This window comes from Lacipirellulaceae bacterium (genome assembly GCA_040218535.1).
Lineage (GTDB): Bacteria > Planctomycetota > Planctomycetia > Pirellulales > Lacipirellulaceae > Adhaeretor.
Genome location: JAVJRG010000012.1, coordinates 989,054 through 1,003,019 on the forward strand (window position 1 = coordinate 989,054; position 13,966 = coordinate 1,003,019).

Annotated in this window: 10 protein-coding genes; 4 read left to right on the top strand and 6 right to left on the bottom strand. The window is 55.0% G+C overall.

The genetic code is table 11. The features are described 5' to 3' along the window. The first annotated feature begins 101 nt into the window (after positions 1–101). Both RIB44_18045 and RIB44_18050 read left to right on the top strand, forming a co-directional pair. Positions 102–1,313, top strand: a complete 1,212-nt coding sequence (locus tag RIB44_18045; GenBank protein MEQ8618477.1) for a glycosyltransferase — start codon at positions 102–104, stop codon at positions 1,311–1,313. Positions 1,314–1,327: 14 nt separating this feature from the next. Further along, entirely contained in the window at positions 1,328–2,254 is a 927-nt protein-coding gene (locus RIB44_18050; GenBank protein MEQ8618478.1) for a sulfotransferase, read from the top strand. Here RIB44_18050 and RIB44_18055 read toward each other — a convergent pair. Together RIB44_18055 and RIB44_18060 are read right to left on the bottom strand one after the other, a co-directional pair. Next, positions 2,251–3,564: a polysaccharide biosynthesis/export family protein gene (locus RIB44_18055; protein ID MEQ8618479.1), complete on the bottom strand. Its 1,314-nt coding sequence runs from the start codon at positions 3,562–3,564 to the stop codon at positions 2,251–2,253. The two genes, RIB44_18050 and RIB44_18055, sit on opposite strands and share 4 nt — an antisense overlap. A 93-nt stretch (positions 3,565–3,657) precedes the next feature. Beyond that, a complete protein-coding gene (locus RIB44_18060; protein MEQ8618480.1) occupies positions 3,658–5,217 on the bottom strand; it encodes a hypothetical protein in 1,560 nt (519 codons plus the stop codon). A gap of 522 nt (positions 5,218–5,739) precedes the next feature. Here RIB44_18060 and RIB44_18065 point away from each other — a divergent pair. Then, positions 5,740–7,482 carry a B12-binding domain-containing radical SAM protein gene (locus RIB44_18065; GenBank protein ID MEQ8618481.1) on the top strand — a complete coding sequence of 581 codons (1,743 nt, stop codon included), beginning with the start codon at positions 5,740–5,742 and terminating at the stop codon, positions 7,480–7,482. On the opposite strand, the gene RIB44_18070 is transcribed toward RIB44_18065, so the two are convergent. The 4 genes from RIB44_18070 to RIB44_18085 all read right to left on the bottom strand — a co-directional run bounded on the left by RIB44_18070 (position 7,479) and on the right by RIB44_18085 (position 11,845). Further along, entirely contained in the window at positions 7,479–8,690 is a 1,212-nt protein-coding gene (locus tag RIB44_18070) for a hypothetical protein (protein MEQ8618482.1), read from the bottom strand. The two genes, RIB44_18065 and RIB44_18070, sit on opposite strands and share 4 nt — an antisense overlap. A gap of 156 nt (positions 8,691–8,846) precedes the next feature. Then, positions 8,847–9,320, bottom strand: a complete 474-nt coding sequence (locus RIB44_18075; protein MEQ8618483.1) for a carboxypeptidase-like regulatory domain-containing protein — start codon at positions 9,318–9,320, stop codon at positions 8,847–8,849. 36 nt (positions 9,321–9,356) lie between these two features. Continuing rightward, complete coding sequence (locus RIB44_18080) at positions 9,357–10,388, bottom strand: DUF1559 domain-containing protein (protein MEQ8618484.1); 1,032 nt, start codon at positions 10,386–10,388, stop codon at positions 9,357–9,359. Positions 10,389–10,606: 218 nt separating this feature from the next. After that, on the bottom strand, positions 10,607–11,845 hold the full coding sequence (locus tag RIB44_18085) for a glycoside hydrolase (protein MEQ8618485.1): 1,239 nt from the start codon (positions 11,843–11,845) through the stop codon (positions 10,607–10,609). A 155-nt stretch (positions 11,846–12,000) separates the two neighbouring features. Here RIB44_18085 and RIB44_18090 point away from each other — a divergent pair, with 155 nt between their 5' ends. Continuing rightward, on the top strand, positions 12,001–13,959 hold the full coding sequence (locus tag RIB44_18090) for a VCBS repeat-containing protein (GenBank protein MEQ8618486.1): 1,959 nt from the start codon (positions 12,001–12,003) through the stop codon (positions 13,957–13,959). The last annotated feature ends 7 nt before the right edge of the window (positions 13,960–13,966 follow it).

A 13,966-nucleotide genomic window follows, 5' to 3' on the forward strand; every position in this document is an offset into this window, starting at 1 on the left:
GCCAAAATTTTCGGGTTCGGTGCGACGGAATCGATTCAGGGAAAACGGTTTATGATGCACCGAACCCGAAAACATTTGTTTGACTAGCCACTAGGGCAGTTATGGCCTCCGTTGAGTCACAAACTGAAGATAAAATCGCTACATCAAGTGGCGAAGGTGTCCGGGGTCCAGATCCGCTGCGGACGATTCAAATCATTGAGTCCGCGAATGCGGGAGTGGCACGTCATACGCTCGATCTGTGCGAAGGACTGGCCGAGCGAGGTTGCGACGTTCATCTGATCTATTCCCCAGTGCGAACCGATCGACTGTTCGAACAAGGGCTTGCCCGCATCACCGCACACCCACAAGTGACGTCAGCGGAGTGCCCGATTCGGCGTTCCGTCCACCCGAGTGATTACGTCGCCGCGAATTATGTGCGGCGTTATGCCAAAAAGCATGGTCCGTTCGATGTGATTCACGGTCATAGCAGCAAAGCAGGGGCTGTGGGACGTCTGGCGGCATGGAGGCTCAAGATCCCCGCCATCTATACGCCACACGCGATTGGGACGATGAATCCGCTGATCAGTCGCAAGGCGCGATGGTTGATCGGGACTATCGAGCGGCAGCTCTCGCGAGTGCCGGGGAGACTAATCGCTCTTTCGCCTGAAGAGCATCACCATCTGTTGGGATTAGGGATCAAGGATTGTCACATCGAGGTGATCTCCAACGGCATCGCCGATACTGCGCTACCGAGCAAGGAGGAAGCGAGAAACACCCTAGGCTTGCCAGCGGACGCCCCGATCGTCGGATTCATCGGTAGACTCTCCAAGCAGAAAGCTGTCGATGTGTTGGTTGCTGGATTTGCCCAAGTTGTTTCTGAGAATGTGGACGCTCGACTGGCCATCATCGGCACGGGAGAGTTAGAGTCGCAGCTTCGTGAGCAGGCGGAAAGCTTGGGTGTTGCTGATCGCATTGATTGGCTAGGTCATCAAGATGGTTTTGCCAGCATGCCCGCGTTTGATGTGTTCGCACTTCCTAGCCGCTACGAGGGCTTACCTTACGTTCTGATGGAAGCCGTTTTTGCAGGCCTTCCGATTGTCGCCAGCGATCTGGCGAGTTCCAGCTTGCTACTTGAATCGGGTGAGAACGGTTGGGTGGTGCCTAGCGAAGATCCGGCGTCACTTGCCGAAGCGATCACCAAATTGCTCGCAAACCCCGAACAAAGAAAAGCGTTTGGCAAGGCGTCACGGCTGAGGGCTGCGGACTTTACCATCGACAAGATGGTGGACAAAACGCTCGCGCTCTATCGCCAACTTGCTATGCAATCGAGATGAACAGCTAGTATCTTATGCAAGAATCGAAGCCAAATTTCATGTTAATCGGTGCCGCCAGGAGTGGCACGACGGCGATCGCTCGATTCTTGGAACAACACCCTGAAGTGTTTGTCTGTGATCCGAAAGAGCCACACTTCTTGGCATTGGGAAAGAGCGACACTGAGTTCAAAGGTCCCGGCGATGAACTGATGATGAATCGTGTCCTCGTTCGGGACGTTGATGAATATAGCAAGCTTTTTCTACCGGATCGTCCTTGCAAAGCGATTGGTGAGGGGTCGGTCTCAACGCTCTATTACGCCCAAGAATCCATCCCGGCGATCAAGGAGCATGCCTCGTCCGCGAAGCTGATAGCCGTCCTGCGAAACCCGATTGACCGTGCCTACTCGAGCTTCATGTACACGACTTCACGTGGGTTCGAGCCGCTGGAGGATTTTGAACAGGCCCTTGATGAGGAACCCAATCGAATCGAGCAAGATTGGCACCACATCTGGCATTACACGCAAATGGGTTTTTACACTTCGCAGCTTGAAGCGTTTTTTGAGCAGTTTGACCGCCAGCAAATCAAGATCGTTCTGTTTGACGATTTCCAAGCGAAGCCGGCAGAGGTGCTATCCGACCTGTTTCAGTTTTTGGGAGTCGATTCCGCGTTTCAACCCGACGTGAATGCCGAGGTCAACCGATCAGGTGTGCCCCGGAACCGGATCATCGGCGGGGCGATCAACTTTGTTTACCGGCAGTGGTATCTGAAAAACATGCTCAAGGCAATCATTCCGCCTAGCATGCGTGACTCGATACGCAACGCAAGCCTGTCCCGCCCCGCCATGTCTTCGCGAGCTTACGCTCGGCTGTCGGAACTCTACTCCGAGGAGATAACCTCGCTCAGCAAGCTGCTCGACCGTGACCTGACAGCTTGGCTTGAGAACGAGACTGTGGCAGGCTAGTCCAGTTGTGTAGGAACGGCGGTGAGGTTCCAGTTAAACCAGTGGGTCAGAGTGTTGGCAAGCTGCTGGCCAGGTGTGTACTGCAGCATGACAAAGTCCTCGGGCAGAATTTTGAGCCGCTCGCGAGAATCGTGCAACGCTTTTCGCAGGTCAACTTGAATACGTAGCTGCTGACCATCGGCCAGCTTACGCAGGATGATGACGCGACTTGGTGGGATCGAAGTATTGCCAGGACCGGCACCGCGTTGCAAGAAGTTCTGGCTGCCGTTTCCACCTTGCAGAGGTGAAGCGACGCCGCCAGTGGCGATCGCGATCGCCTCCATAACGTCAATATCGCGATCTCGGGGTAGCGGAATCTCACCAGGAGGAAGCATGCCGCCGGTGTAGAAGAAATCGTTCACGCGAGGTTCGAGGAAGACGACATCCCCTTCGTTGAGGACCACATCGCTAGGAGCGAAAGGCAATGCTTGGCCTGGGCAGACACGCAGGGGAATTTTTGTACGCGTGTACTCAGGACTGAAGCTCGCGAGTACGACACCCGGGTCGGCCCCGCCGTCGATTTGCATCTGAGCTTCAGTAAAGGCTGTGGGATTCGGCTTATGGTTTCGTAGAATCCAAATGCAGTTGTGAGCATCCACACCCGGCAAACCCCCGGTGGTGGAAAGAGCGTGGAGCAGATCGTTCTGGAAAGCCGGCAGGTCGACCACGGCAGCGCTTCCCTGCTTGGAAAGCACTTGCTGCCCACGGAGTTTCAGCACAGGTTGGCCTGGGGTGTCGCCACGCATCACCAGGACGCGAACAACCCGCGGCTTGATAAGGGTGATCGTGACTCGCTCACGTCCCTTCTTCAGAAGCTGCTTATCGCCGTAGGCTTTGACCACGGCTTGTGCAGTCTGCTGGATCGTCAGTCCGGTTACGGGGATCGGATCGATCAGTGGAAGGTAGAGATTTCCATCCGCGGAAACTTCCACAGGCACGCCCGTCGAAGGGGAATCCGAAAGACCATTTGGCGGATAGTAGATATTCGATTGGAACCGTTCGGGGTGAATGATGGTCTGCTCATCATTGGGGGGCAACACGCCGAAAACGTAGATGCCTAAATGATCCCCTGCCCCCACAATATGTTGATCCGGCGGAGTCTGACGTAGGGCAGCCAGATTGATGGGTACCTTAGCGGTTTCTGATTCCCCCAACAGGTTGACCGGGACCCGACCTGCTGGAACCGCTTTGTTAGCGAATGTCGTGCAACCGACATGACAAGCAGTCAAGACAGCGAGCAGAGTTCCGATAAGTTTTTGCGTCGTGGCCATCCTTGGTACGCTCTTCGAATTTGGAGAATCTTGTGGGAGACAGCATCCGTGCTGTGTTTCAAGTCGCCCGTTCACTGAGTTCAGCGGGAATTTCTAGCGGAGGCGAATCGATGATCGACCGGACGAGATGCGATAGTTTCGCTTCACTCGATCTTGTTCGACGATCACTTCCTCGCGAATCGGTTCTGTCGTCGTTTTTCGCTTGACGATTCTCAATTGTGTTGGTGAATTGCTAACGATTTTTTCCACGGGCTCGTGACCCATCAGTACGAGTTTCGAGCGTCCGGCTGAAGTCGGTTGAAAAGTGGAGTTGCTCTCACCATGCCAACGGACAGGCGTTTGAGAGCGATTAGCCAAGGGGGCTTGCATCTCTTCCTTGGCAGGGATTGATTCGAGGCGGGCGACGGGCCGAGCCTCTTCCGCCGCCTTGACCGCGTGTTGCCATGCGTTCTGCCCTTGGCGAGTGACCGCTTCGAGCGATCGCCAAGCGACCGTGACTTCACGCTTCAACCCGGCTGTTTCTAAGCGGAACGGTTTGGTCGTACGCTTCTTCGCGACGACCTTTCTGGCTTTCTGTGGCCGGTTGATCTTTAACGTTGTCTTGCTGGGGTTAGGCAAGGCCTGAGCGAAGGTATTCTTCTTGGTTTCCGTAGTTGGTGACTCTAATTTGATTTGGCGAGTCTCAACTTTAGCGACGCGTACTTCCGCAGGCTTCACTACAGGTAAGCTCTGCTCGATTTTCGTTGAGGGTGCCGTCACCGACACGCTGGCGTCGCGATATTCGATCGGAGCATATTTGACGAACGCGGCTTCCAACTGATCGTTGATTTTCTGCATCGCTTGCTTATCTGTAACGGGAGCAGCCGGTTTCTTTGCAGCGACTTCTGGCGTGGGCTGACGGGCTTGGAAATTCTTGCTTACCGCGGGAAGTCGGTAGAGAGATTCCTGGTAGGGCTCGGGGTCGACGATGCTTGGTAACTGCTCGAGCACGAGCGACTGACGGTTGGGAATCTGTTCATTGGAAACTTTGGGCGCGGCAACTGGGCTTGCAGGAAGTTGCTCGACCTCGGGTGCTTGAGGAGCGGTCGGTTCGGCGGGCTCAGCCTTTGGATTGCCTGCGGGTACGGGCTCAGTAGTCTCCTGTGGAAGGACATTCTCTGGAGCCTGAGGAACGTAGGGAGCCACGCCAGGGTTCTGAGCAGGAGGATCCTGAACAGCATGGACGGTTGGTGGTTCGTGATAGACTCCAGCGCACTCTTGGCAAGGCTGGGTTGGCAGAGCGGCATTGCAGGAAGTTGGCACGGGATTCCATGTGTTCACGCACGTTGCTTGAGCAACCACGACACCCTCCTGATACCCTCGGTACCAGGTAGCGACTTGGTCGCGACCACCGGGCGTTTGGTATCTTGCTTTCCAGTATCGTTTTGGGGGAACTGGAGGAAGCTTCCCGCATCCGCCTGTTGCAACTGAGTAGTACCCCTCTTTCCAGCCATCTTTGTAGTGTGCCGGGTGGCAAGGGCTGGTTCCTCCGCTACATTTCCAGGCGCTATGCGTCTTGAAGTGCTTTGCAACTCGGTACTGGAGGTCATGGCACGTAGCACAACCGGCAAGCTGAACGCACACCAAAGCACAGAGGATACGGAGCTTATTCATAGGAGTCATCTAGTCGTTACGAGCAGTGATGGTGCCACTTCAGCCACAAGAGCTGCATGTCATAGCTTCGTATCGAAACGCGTGCAGGGAATTTTTATGAGAACACGATTGGTCCAAACAGACGGCATAATCGTCTTCAGCCGTCTCCATACAGAGCGGCTACGCACTAGGATCGGTTTCAGCCGAGCTGAATCACCGATAAATGCCAGACAGGCGGAGCGACCTGAGTATTCAGTCGAATCCCAGAAATCGGAAAAGTTTAACAGGGAGCCCATTCAGGTAGACTCAGGCACCGAATGGTGAAGTCTCCGCAACTGTTAAGGTCACGCGAACAGCATGCGTTGGTCGTGCGGCGTTGAGAATGCCGTTGTATCATGCGAAAAACCTAGTCATTCGCTTCATTATTCGAGACCTAAGTCCTGCCCACAAAAAAACTTGCGGTGCGAAGTGGCTGCTTCTAGGATGGCAGGAGAGGCCAAGGTCGGCTTTCCCCAGAAAATCCGTCTCGACTGCCACCTTTTTATGACTTCCATTGCTGGGAATCCGAATTCTGAAGGCCCGAGAGGCTCGAAGTCGCTAGCATCGCGAGGGCCTGAAGAAGCGCTCCGCTGCCTGATCGTGCAGCCACAGTTTTCTCAGCACAATTACTGGAACTACACAACCGTCGCCGAGGCTCTGGGAGCAAAAACACCCGCCGCCCCACTGGGTTTGCTCACGGTAGCGGCTCTCTTGCCGCAACATTGGACGTTCGAGCTCGTGGACCTTAACGTCTGCGAACTAACCGATGAGCAATGGGACGCGGCCGACTTGGTTTGCGTGGGGGGGATGCTCCCGCAGCAGGCAGGAATTCTAGAAATAATCCAGCGAGCGAACGACAGCGATAAGTTTCTGGCTGTCGGAGGTCCCGACCCTACCAGCCAGCCGGAGGTTTACCAGCATGCGGACGCCCAGATTATTGGAGAGGGGGAAAATGTCATCCCGCTGTGGCTTGAGTCTTGGCGAGCCGGGCAGCCCGCGGGGCTCTTCGAACATGCGGATCGCCCGGATGTTACGACCGCACCGATTCCACGATTCGATCTGATCGATTTTAAAGACTACGTTCACATCGGTGTGCAGTATTCGCGTGGTTGTCCGTTCAATTGCGAGTTCTGCGACATCATCGAACTTTACGGTCGAGTGCCTCGAAGTAAAACAAGCGAACAGTTCCTTGCGGAGATCAACCGTCTCTACGAGCTCGGCTACCGAGGTTGGGTGGATATCGTGGACGACAATTTCGTCGGCAATAAGCGAGTCGTGAAACCGATGCTGCGCGACTTGAAAGCGTGGCTTCAGGAACGCAAGCATCCGTTCTTTTTCTCGACCGAAGCGACAATGAACTTGGCCGACGATGAAGAGATGCTCAAGCTGATGAGCGATGTCGAGTTCCGCTATGTGTTCATGGGAATTGAGACGCCCGATCCCGAACTTCTGGCGTTGACCCAGAAACGGGTCAACGCGATGACGCCGATCGTCGATCGGGTGAACAAAGTCTATGATCATGGCATCGCGATCACCGCCGGTTTTATCCTTGGATTCGATAACGAAAAGACCGGCAATGGACGCATGCTTGCCAGTTGCATCGAAGAGACCGGCATCGTTTTAGCGATGGTGGGACTGTTGGTGGCGCTGCCCAATACGCAACTTGCTCGGCGCTTACAGAACGAGAAGCGTCTTCTCACGCCCGAGGCTGAACTAGCAGAAGGAGATGAACCCTACAGGCTCGTCACCGCAGGAACGAACGCGGAGGGCACTGATCAGTCGATGGGATTGAACTTTATCACAACCCGTGATCGAGTTGAGATCTACGAAGAGTATCGAGGGGTGATCGATACGGTCTACAATGCCAACGCTTACTTGGATCGCGTTCTCTCGACGGCTCAGCGGTTGAAGCCACGGCCCCACTATCGAACGGGCCCTCGCGAGACGCTGCGTGATCTTAAGGGGCTAGCTCGGCTCGCCTGGTGGATGACTCGAAACCGAGAGACACGTCTCCGTTACTGGCGGAATTCTTTCAAGACGGCGTTTATGGGGCGAGGCCGCTTTAAGTACGCCCAGGCGGCGATGATGATGTACATGCACTTCGCTCGCCAGTCCCAGCACGTCTTGCTGCAACTTGATGCGAGCATTCACTTCGCAAAGCACGAGGCGAATTACCCACGAAAACTTGAAGCAGAGAATTCGAAGATCGAACTACCGATCGCCGAACCTGTGGAATCGGCGTCTTAACGCGAGCTTGGAACCTTGGAGTCGATCAGGTCGTCAAGCAAAAGATTCAAGTTCTTCAGCGGTCCTCCCTCCCACGCTTGGTTTTCCGCGTAAGACTCTAAGGCAGCCATCGAATACACTGCCTTATCGTTGAACTGAGAATCGCGCGTTGCGGTTTCGCTCGGGTAAAGACCTGCGTGCGAATATTCGGTCACCTGAACCATCGTCTTGATGCTGCAGTCGTCGGTGTCATTGGGTCGCTCGTCAAGATTCAAGTGATGCAGCACCGTGCGATCATTGGTGGTGGCGAAAGTGTGCAACTCGAGCTTCTCTGGATCGAGTCGATCGCGTCTAGCTCGGATAAAGACAAATTCAAATTTTTCCCTTTCTACGCCTTGGTCATCTTTCTTCTCGCCGCGATGCAAGAGAACGAGCGTACGCAAGTTACTCGGCGTTGGGCGTTCGCCTTCGGGGAGGAACAGACCCAGGCTGCGGTAGTTTCCTAAAGAGGAGGCAATGCCTTGCGTCGGCTCCTGCGTTAGCCGCGTACCTTTATACTTAGCTACGCACGCGATTGGTCGATGATGCAAGAAGAGCTCTTCCGAAACAGGTTCCTTTTGGATACGCACCTGCAGGCAGATGTAATGGTTGTCCATATAGCTAACGATCTTTCTTCCGCTGAGCGTGGGGAGATCGCGCTTGTCGAGGCTATACATGTCGAGCCCGACCGAGAAGATGGGCCGGCGCGTGCTAAGTGCGGGGACATCCTCAGCGTACTCCCGATAGTCGCGCCGTGTGAGATAGGGTTGAAAGCCGCTGACCAGAACGGCTTCTCCAACAGGCAACGCTTCGCACGCATCCTTACGGGCCTGATCGTGTGCAGTTGCAAGCTCGAAGTCCTTATCAGGCAAGCTGGAAAGCGTCTTTACCCAGCGGACCGTTTCTCGTGTGGTGCTTTCTGGGATGGCCTCTGCAGATTTTTCGTTGGCAGCGCTGTCGCGTTTCTCCAGCGCGGCCTGTGCCGCTGCCTCAACTTCCGCTTCGGTTAGTTGTGTCTGCTCTTCAGAGGACTCAATGCCGTGCAAGTCGCCGCGCAGCTTTGGCAGCCAAACGGCCATCGCGATCAACAGCAGAACGAGAGGAACTGCAACAAGAGCCACCTTTGCACGAGGGTCTTTGCCAAGGGCACTTGTTGAGCCGCTGCCGGTATTCTTCGTCGTTTCGGACATGATCCTATCGATCGTGACTCGTCGGTCGCCCCGAGTCAAGTTTTGGGGCTTGGCGGCTTCGATTGAAGCTCCTCTCTAGTTGGGAGAAGTGTGGCACGTGAACTCTTCCCCAAAATAGAACTAGAAGCAATGCCAGAGGGGTTCGAGAAGAGCTCCCTATCGGAAATCCACAACGAACTTCACATCGTTTTGCTCTTTCGCTTCAACGGTGCAGGAGAGCTCGCTGGTCTCGGGTGAGGCGTGCTTGAGCGAAACCACGTCGATCCGCCCGCCGTGGGCTGCGTGTTCCTCACCTAGCTTGCGCACGTGCTCAGCACCGCGCGGTGGTAGCACTTGAATAACCACGACACGATAGTCGCCTGCTGGAGCGCCGTCGGCGTTTTCGTAAGTGCCAAGCTTGAACTTCCCCTCTGTGTCAGTCTTACCGCGGGGTGAAGGACCGGGGGATTCTGGAATGAATTCGACACTGGCTTGGCGAACGGGCTGGCCATCTCTGTAAGCGATGGTTCCGTGGACAGGATACAGAGCCGGTCGCCCGTCACCGCAACCCGTGCTGATAGATATTAGCCAGAGAACAACACAAAAATGGTGACTGACGATCTGCACATTAGAGGGAAATCGAGCTCTCATCCGATGCATTGCTAGACCCGTCAACTACCGAGTCGATCACCTATTGTTGTCTTCGGTGGGCGTGTAATTGTACTCGATTTGATAGTCGTCATCGCGACGGCAGAGTTTCGCCAGCGTCTGGGTATCAATCTCATTGGCAACCAACCGCAGCGATCCGTCTGCCATGACAAAGGGACAAACCCCGGGATGCCAACTTCCGAAACCGATCACAGGAACGTTTAAGTCCGAAGGGCCACGGGCGATTCCGATTCCCACGCCACCGACGCGAGCGAAGGCAGTTAAGTCTTGGCCATTGTAGATGGGGCCATTCTCTGGCACTTTTGCCAAGCGGCCATCAGGAACATGCATCTCACCGACCAACACCGTGTTGCTGGCACCATCGACGAGGTCCTTGTTGCGAATCTTGTCTTTCCAGCCTGTGGGCTGGTTGTTCTTGCAGAGCGGCCGACTGGAAATAATCACTCCCGTACCATTGCCCCCCCGCCAATAGGCGTATTCGTCGTCGAACGATCCGCCAGTCAAGTCGCCATGATTGCCTGCGTAGTCACCAACGGCCCCGCCAATCATTTGAACGAGTTCCGAATAGCTACAACCACACGGGAAAGTGTACTCTTGCTCAATGAGTTCTGACTCAATAACCGCCTCATTGGGGCTTCGTCGCGTAGGGCAAACATAGGCGGAGGGAATATGCTCTCGCACCTCGGGCCGGTGCAAAGAATAGACGCTGTACAAATCCCACTGCGAGGCGAAGGTCTGTTGTTCGAGGTAAGGAAGAATTCGCACCAACCAGGAAGGTTGAGTCGTCTCGCAGGCATACATGCTGTAATCGTCGCGGGCACGTAGGCGCGCCGGGGGGAAGGCCTCGGTTGCATCATGCAGGTTGAGCGTCGCCAGACCGATCTGCCGCAAGTGACTTTCGCATTGCGCAAGACGCGCTGCTTCGCGGGCTGCCTGAACCGCGGGGAGCAGTAGGCCGATGAGCGTGCCGATGATTGCGATGACAACCAGCAACTCGACGAGCGTAAAGCCGCGAGCCGAGTGAAATCGATACGAGTTACGGGAAGTCATGTGATGCGTTGTAGTATCGGTTGTCGATTGCGATGCTCAATAATTTATTATAGCCCACAACGACGATGATCGCCTACTCGTTTGCTTTCCGATGAATCAGGCTCGAAAAGTAGCTTAGCCGCAAGCATTCTAATCTGTTCAACAACGGTAATCTCGGTGACAGCACTTCACTTTAGGAACAGTGGCTGAAGTGAGAATCAGCCAGTTCCTGTCTGGACTCATCTCCCCTCGGGATGTTTGGTGTTGCCAAGTCCCTGGCGGAAATAGACATCCGGCTTGTGCCACACTCCAGTCTTTTTGAATTGCGGTCGATTCGCGTCCAGACTCAAGTCGCAATCGAACCGCGCTATAATGGAATGGTTCTTTCTGGGAGTTCCCGCGTTGGTGAAGTGTGACAAGCCCCACGTGAATCCTCTGCCGTCATTCGAGTCCGTAAAGGCATCCGCGCAGTATGGCGCCGCGGCGATGGGCGGCAGTGATAAGCAGGACGCGATTTCGAAGTTGACGCCATCTTTCGAATACTGCGTGGTATTGCGTTCGTTCCCGTCTTTGATTGCTAGGGCAGCTACCCCGTCTTGGAACGGGAAGTACGTCGTTTCATGGCCCGAGTTTAACACAGGATTGAGCGGGTGCTTCTTGAAAGGGCCTAGAGGATCGTCCGCGATGGCCAGACCATGAGCGACGGCATACTTGTCGCGAATGTCCGGCCACTTGTTATAGGCAGCCTTGTAATAAAGATAGATCTTGCTTTTGTAGACGATGGGCTGTGGGTCGTGTGTTGCGTCCTGGTCCCACTCGCCCTTCTCGCCGAAAGGTATCACGGCATCTCCACCATGCGTCCACGGCCCATCGGGTGATTCTGCGGAAGAGACAGACACCGGGCACCAGTCGCCGCGCAAGCCGCTAGGCTCTTCGAAGGCCTGGTAGTAGAGATAGTACTTCCCTTTCCAAACCAAAATGTCTGGGGTACACACCGACCGCCAACCGGGATTGGGTTTCGCAGGCCTCGAGACAGCAACGCCTTGTTCTTCCCAAATAAAACCGTCATCGCTGGTTGCGTACCAGACATCGCACAGATCCCAATCGGTCGAGGGGATATCATCGGTGGCCTCATCCGCGCGGTTCCAACCAATGGGGGGAACTACCGTTTGCCGTTTCGTGTACCAGACATAGAACTTGCCGTTGACTTTGATCGGTCTTGAGGGATCTCTTCGAGAAACGGTGCCATCGCCGTTGCTGTCGTCGAATCCTTTCAGTCGCGTGTACTTGAATTGTGACCAAAGCTCGTTGTCTTGCACTCGTGGTGCAGGATAGTCAAACATCCGCTCAATCGCTGCGCTTAACGGCATGTCCGGCTTTTGGGTCGGCATCTTGTGCGGAAAGACAGGCTCTTTGCCTACGCAAGGTTGTGAGAGGCACAAAATGAGTAGGGCGACGACTGCTTGAAAGTGTTTCATATTTCGCTTTGGTAAGTAGGCGCTCTTGAGGATAGCTTTGGATGTTGAACTGTTCGCCTCAGTGAAATTACTACTTTACACACTCGCTGCGACAAACTGTTATAGTGAATTGGAAATCAGGATCGTTTTCTTTACCAGTAGACCCTCAGACTCTCATGTCGAAGCGTTCGGCAGATTCTGCCGTCAAAACAACATCGAAAGTTCCTTGGGTGCTGCTGGCGGTTGCCGTCATCGTGGCGGTCGGATGGTGGTTCGCTAGTTCGAATCAAGCTGACCAGGAGGAGAAGCGCGCAGCCAACGATACCGAGTTAAGCGGGGTAGACGCTTCGGAGCGAGGCGATACTGACCGATTGCCGCAAGTTTCTAACGCAACCGGTAGCGGCACCAAGCCGGTCATCATGCCGGCTACCGCACAGCAGCGAGATGACCTGCAGTCTATCCACCGAGGTCTCGATCCAACGTCGGTAGGTTGGCAATCAGAAGCTTTCAACGACTACGCCTCGAAGCAGCTCAAGCTCTTGGCCCATGCGATTGAACAGCCCGAGCAGGTCAGCGCAGACGAACTTTCCTCCCTTGTTGCTGACGACTTCCACACCACACGGTTGTGCCCTGCTAACCTTGTGGAAGCGTTTCGCGACACGACGACCTTGGTTCGGCGAGCGAGTAACTCAGACGACTTCTCACCGATGCCCGAGCAAGGGTCGAAGGCGCTCTCGCAAGCGATTCAGACTCTTCCACAGCCCAAGCCGGCCGGCGGCTTTCACGTCAAGTTCAAGGTAGTCAGTGTCGATGCTGATCGCGAAGCTGGGCGAGTAACCACACGCGTCTATGCAGAAGGAGGAGGCCCTGGGGAGGATGGCTTGACTCAGTGGCGAGCGATGTGGACTTGTCACTGGAAAACGGAGTCCGGTGGCAAACCCAAGCTGCAGGAGCTTTCTGTCGCTGATTATGAACAAGTTGATTCACTCGTGGGTGAAGGACCTTGGCTCGTCGATTGTGCACCAGCCGTCCTGAGGGCAGAGAAAAGTTACCGCGAACAGTTTTCACACGGCATGGAATACTGGTTGCGTCGCCTTGAAGGCCGTTTGGGGATGAGCCGTCTGGGGCACAATGGCATCGCCTTGGGCGACGTGAACAATGATGGTCGCGACGACCTGTACGTGTGTCAGTCGGGGGGGCTGCCGAACCGACTGTTTGTTGCTCAGCCCGACGGCACCGCTCGGGATATTGCCCGTGAGGCGGGGGTGGACATTCTGGACGATTCTACCTGCGCTCTGTTTGTCGATCTCGATAATGATGGCAACCAAGATCTGGCGCTGATGACCGAGTCTGGCGGATTCATTTTCTCAGGCGACGGTTCCGGGAAGTTCGTGCCCCGCACGATACTCGCTGAGTGTCGAAACGCCTTCTCCCTCACAGCCGCCGATTACGATAATGACAAACTTCTCGACCTCTATGTCGGTCGCTATTGGCCGACGCGCGAAAGCCGTGGGGATATTGCGATTCCTGTTCCGTATTACGACGCCCAGAATGGCGGAAAGAATCTGCTGTTCCGCAATCGAGGTTCTTTGGAGTTTGAAGACGTTACGAAGCAGACGGGATTGGACGAGGAAAACACTCGCTACACGATGGCCGCAGCTTGGAATGATTTCAACCAGGATGGACGGATTGATCTCTATGTGGCGAACGATTTCGGTCGCAATTGTCTCTATCGAAACGAAGGAGGCAAGTTTACCAACGTCGCCGCTGAGGCGGGTGTGGAAGACTCTGCTTCGGGAATGTCCGTAACCCTTTCCGACTACGATCATGATGGGCTCGAGGATATTTACGTTAGCAACATGTTCTCTTCAGCAGGCAGCCGCACGACCTACCAACGCCAGTACGAGGAACGCTTCGGGGAGGAGGGCGTCCGCAAGATGCAACGAATGGCTCGAGGGAATACTTTGTTTCGCAACTTGGGCGAAGGAAAGTACCAGGATGTCAGCTTGCCGGCAGACGTGACGATGGGACGCTGGGCCTGGGGATCTCTGTTCGCTGATTTTAACAACGATGGTTGGGACGACCTTGCCGTATTGAACGGCAACATTACGACTGAAGACACAGGCGATTTGTGAAGTTTCT